The 4,896-nt window shown below is 57.1% G+C and carries 2 protein-coding genes and 1 pseudogene; all 3 read right to left on the reverse strand.

Going from position 1 to position 4,896, the window contains the following annotated elements; translation table 11 throughout:
* Positions 1–892 (reverse strand): annotated as a pseudogene (locus tag AC4GMC_RS17115) (BREX-1 system adenine-specific DNA-methyltransferase PglX); the annotation flags it as partial.
* A complete protein-coding gene (gene brxC / locus AC4GMC_RS17120) occupies positions 892–4,410 on the reverse strand; it encodes a BREX system P-loop protein BrxC (RefSeq protein WP_487884368.1) in 3,519 nt (1,172 codons plus the stop codon). The gene brxC and the pseudogene AC4GMC_RS17115, both read right to left, overlap by 1 nt.
* A gap of 4 nt (positions 4,411–4,414) precedes the next feature.
* Positions 4,415–4,896 (reverse strand): DUF1788 domain-containing protein (locus AC4GMC_RS17125; RefSeq protein WP_488093787.1); only part of this gene is annotated, 482 nt, incomplete at its 5' end.

Below are 4,896 nucleotides of genomic sequence, written 5' to 3' on the forward strand. Positions count from 1 at the left end.
CATAGGTCAGCATGTGCCCCGAGCCCGCCGCCGGATCGCAGATGCGGATCTCTTCGGGTTTGCTGATCTTCAAGAAGTCCGTCTCGGGCTCTTCGGGCGCGATGTAGTAGTCCATCTTGGCCGCCAGCCCGCTCTGCGGATTGTTCAGCAGCCAAAGCCGCCCCAGCGAGTTCTCGACCAGATAGCGGACGATCCAGTGCGGGGTGAACAACTGCGTCGCGGCGGGGATGTTTTCGGCCGTGATCTTCTGGTTCTTCTTGAGGCCTGCAAAGACCTGGTCCTTCTTTTCCGAGATGTAGAACTGGTAAAGCCAGCCGATGATCTCGACGTCCTGACAGGCGTCCACGGTCATGACCTTGCGCAGTTCAGTAAGGATCGAGGATTGCGACAGCAGATCCTCGGGCATCAGCAGTTCGGTGTAGTCGTCGATTTGCTCGAACAGGAAGGGCATCGGCCCGTGCCACTGGTTGCAGGCATGGACCAGAAGCTGCCGATAAGCCTCCCCCTGCGGATCAGAAGACGGCGTGCGGCCATCGAGCAGCGCCGCGATGCTGCCCGGCGCGCCCTCGGGCAGGTTGCCTGCCATTGCCTCAGCCAAAATCTCGGGCCGTGTCTGCCCTTCCGCAGGCGAAACAACCCCGACCGTGGTATAGCCATTGGCATCCATGAAGCGCAGCGCGGTGAAGCGGTTGAACCAGGTATAGGCGACCTGTTCGATCACCTGCGCCTGGCCATCCCGCGCAATCGCAGCATCGAGCTCCTTCATCGCCTGCGGATGTTCTCGCCGCGCGGGCGAGGCAGGATCAAGCACCAGATCAAGTTTCGAGCGGACCTGATCTACTGCCAAATTACGGGCAGCCTGGGCAAACTTCTTCAGCGCGTTCGTGTCCATCAGACAATCACCTTCTTGCCCACGCGGATCTGCTCCAGCAGGGTCTTTTTCATTTCTTGGACGTATTGTTCGACGTCAGCTTCTTCGGTCAGGTAGGGCTTGGTGAAGCCAACCTTGATTTCAGAGGCGTTGACGTAAGTAGTCTGCGGGGGCTCTGGCTGCGGCGGCCCGGGCGGGACGAGTTTTGGATCAACAACCGGTCGGTTCAGCCGCTCAACCTCTGCCAAAACACGCGGCAACAGATCGAGCTTCGCGCCATTTGCCCGATCGCGCAGGATCGGTATCATCTTGACGCTGTCGAGCCCGGTTTTGTGGCTGTCGATATTGCGCTTTATGTGGGCTTGGTCATCTGCCGACAGCGCTTGGAACTCTGGCGTCTGCGTGACCTTGGCTGCGCACTCCTCGACCGCCGCAATGACGGCTTTGCGCTCCTCAAGCACTGTCAATTCCACTCGGTCTTTCAACCCATAGAGATCGGATTTCAGGGCCTGAATAGCCGTGCCCTTGTAGCAAGCAGGATCGGCCAAAGCGCGGGCCAGCGCCTCGCCGGCCCCGGCATCCACATAGGAAATATTCGCTTCCTGATCGCGCAGAAATTCACGCGCATCGTCATAGATTTCGCGCTGGGCGCCCCCCATGAAGCTGCGGATTTTGTCGAGGACATCTTCCTTGGCATCGAGCAAGGCATCTTCCTGTGTCGCAGGCTCGGTGATGTACCAAGTGGCGGGCTTTCCCACCATTGCGGCAATCTTTGTCGCCAATGGCTCGAGCGCCACGACGAATGGGTATTGCACTTTTTGGGCCAGCATTTTGCCCAAGTCTTCAGACAGGGTGCGCGTGCTCTCCAGCCATTCCGCACCGATGGTCCGGGCATCTGTCCCATCCGATGGCAAGTCAAACATCTCCTTATAGAGCTCTTTCGCCTTCCGAATCTGGGCAGAGGTGAACTCGGTCTGGGGGGTAAGCAGGATATTGGCAAGCGCATGGCTGTTGTTCAGCGCCTTGGCGAGTTCTGCACGCTCAAGCACAGTGCCATCCGAGCGGGCTTCCAGCTTGCCCTTACCTGACAGGCTGGCAGCCAAGCAGAGGATTGCCGTCGTCGGCCAGCCATAGGGTTTGCCACCAAAGCGCTCGGTGAGGTATTTCACCGAGACCTTTACGCCATTGCGAGCCTGAGACTGGACGTAGTTCAGGACGTCCTGCTCCGCCTCGGTCAGCCCTTCGCCATTATCGCCAAAGAGCCCGCTTTCGGGCGTCGCCGCTTTAAGGATATCGGCTTCGGCATAGGTTACGCCTCGCAGCATCGGCAGGTTGACATAGACCTTGTCGACAAGACCCTGGAAGCCTTTCACGATCCGGTCCTGGGGCTCCTCGCCCCCGATGTCGAGCTCATCGCCTCGCACGAACATCCGTGCTTCGGCCATCAGCTTTCGCAGGCGCAGTTCGAGGTCCTTGTAGCGACGGCTGTTCTGATCCCCTTTCTCGGCCACAATACGATCGCGGCCGGGCTGCTGGGAACCCGCACGGGCCTGACGGATGAACTTATCCGTCTGCTTAAAGAGTGTCAGATCGCGGATGAACCGCACATCAGGCTGCAGCGCCACCGCCAGTTCTTCTCGGCTCATGTTCCGCATGCGCACGGCTTCAGGTGATGCGACATCATCGTTGAACGGGCTGATCACGTTGATGGAAAGCTCGTATTCCCGGCCCAAAAGATGGTCATCGAGCTTACGGCTGAAGCTGTATTCGTTGCCGGTGGTCAGATGTTTGATCTTGCGATGCCGCAGGATCGTGTCGAACGCCAGAGTCTCCATCTCCTTGGAAAGCTCTGAAGGGTCGACATCGAGCGCCTTGATTTCGGCTTCGACGTCTTTCTCTTCGTTCGTCAGGAACTCATAGACCTCGCCATTGCGTTGAATGAGTGTGTTTCGCTCAAGGAAGGACAGCGCCTCCTCGATCTTGCGCCGCTGCTTGACCTGATCGGTGTCGAACTCGGAGAGCAGCAGCACGCTGATGTTGCGCACCGTGGGCTTAAACTCCTTGACGTATTTCACGAGGAAGAGCGCCTTCAGCACACGAACCGCGAAGGGATCGATGTCCTGGATTTCCTTCTCGGCAATCTGGATCGACTGCTGGACGGCAGATTTCAGGGCCGTGCGGATACCCTCGAACATGAGGTCAAAGGTGGCAAGACCGCCCACGGGCTGGTCTGCCATCTTCTTGGCGACCTCTTGGAAGACGCCCAGCATGGAACGTTCTCCCACCGAGCTGTGTTTGCCCTCGAAAGCATTATGCTGCGAGAGAGACGTGATAGCCATCTGGAACAGCATGTATTGATACGGCGGGAACGGATAGCTTGAAACAAATTGATTTCGCCCGTCAAAGTTCTTCAGCTTGATCGACCCGTCCGTGAAATCAAAGAGGGTCTTGAGGTTGTTCTCTTCACGATCGTGCAGGTTGCCGAGACGTACCTGGCCCTCGTCGGTCTTGGACAGAAGGCGGCGCTGGATGACTTCAGCCACGTCGGCCGAGTTCAGCGGCATCTTCACACCGAAGCGCGCCATGATCTTCGAGAAGTCCTGCGACTGAAACGCTTTTCCATCGCCGATAATGGCTTCCATGTCCTGCTGTGACGTGACGATGACCCAGGCGCGGCCCTTACATTTTGTATTCAGGCTTTCGGCAATCGTTTGCAGGTTCGTCATCAGCTTGACGTTCTCGGCGATGTACTGCCCGACTTCATCTACAAAGAAGTTCAATCGAAACTTCGGTGCCTGTTTGTCGAGCCAAACATTCACATTATTGGCAAAATCCTCGATTGAGACCCGGGTATCGGCGCGGTACTGCCCCAAGATATCTGCGACATCAGCAGGATCGCCACCGGTGACAGAGGCGAAGGCTGTCGCGATGTTTTTACGCTCAAGGGCTGCCTGTTCGCGACCGCGCTCCCAAGCCTTGCCAGCAGCCGCCGCATAAGCGTCCTTAAACGCCGCCAGTTGGTTTCGATCATCAAGGTCGCGCTCAAACTGCGCGATATGGGGCAGCTTGCCGTAGTAACCGCACGCCTCATCAAAAACCTTCTGGAATACCGAGAGCAGCGCATCGACGTCGGTCTTTGAGATGACATCAGCCTTCTGATCGATATTGAAGAGGATCGACCTTGACGGCACAGAAACCGCTTTGCGCAAGGCGCCCAAAAGCATGGGCTGATCGGTCAGCTTCTCTTCAAAAATGTCAAAAGCTCGTGTGCCATCGACTTCTCGGTTTTCCATGAGAAGAGCTAGCATCTTCAGCAGGTGCGACTTACCCGAACCAAAGAAGCCAGAAATCCAGACCCCATTGGCGGTGTCATAGTTGTTGTAGGCATCAAAGAAGGTCTCGAGGCGTTTGCCAATTTCATCGGTGATTACGTACTCGTCGAGCTCGATGCGCAGGCTCGCTTCATCGTCAGCCTTGATCACACCATCAATCGGGCGGTCAACGGGCTTGGCAAAAATAGTTCTCAGAGCAGTGGTCATCGGCTCAGACCTCGTAATTCAGAATGTTAAAAGCACGGTAATATTTGTCGTCATGCAGCAGGCCGAAGAGATCGAGGGATCCCCCTGTTGCCGTAGAGTGGGTGTAGCTGCCAGGAAAGAACAGGACCGTTGGCTTATCCTTGGCCGTGCTCTGCAAGTTATTGAGCACATTGTGCGAGCGGATGTACGGATAGACCTCGCCCACGCCGGACAGGAAAATCACGTCATGCGGTTGGGCGGCGATCGCTTCCGCAATTTTCGGGATCAGGTGTTCATGAACGTCGAGAACACCCTGTAGCAACTCGCGCAGCTCTGATTTTTCCATGTCAGGCTCTGCGGCCAAGACATCGTCAAGGATGCCCCGCTCTTCCAAGAGCCCGAGCGAAATGTCGTACAGGCTGAGATCGAGCGCGGTCACGCCCGCATGCCCAATGCGCTCGATCAGGTCGAGCCGGTCCTCGATCATCGTTAGGCCTTCCTCTGCCG

Source organism: Thalassobacter sp., from assembly GCF_982993085.1.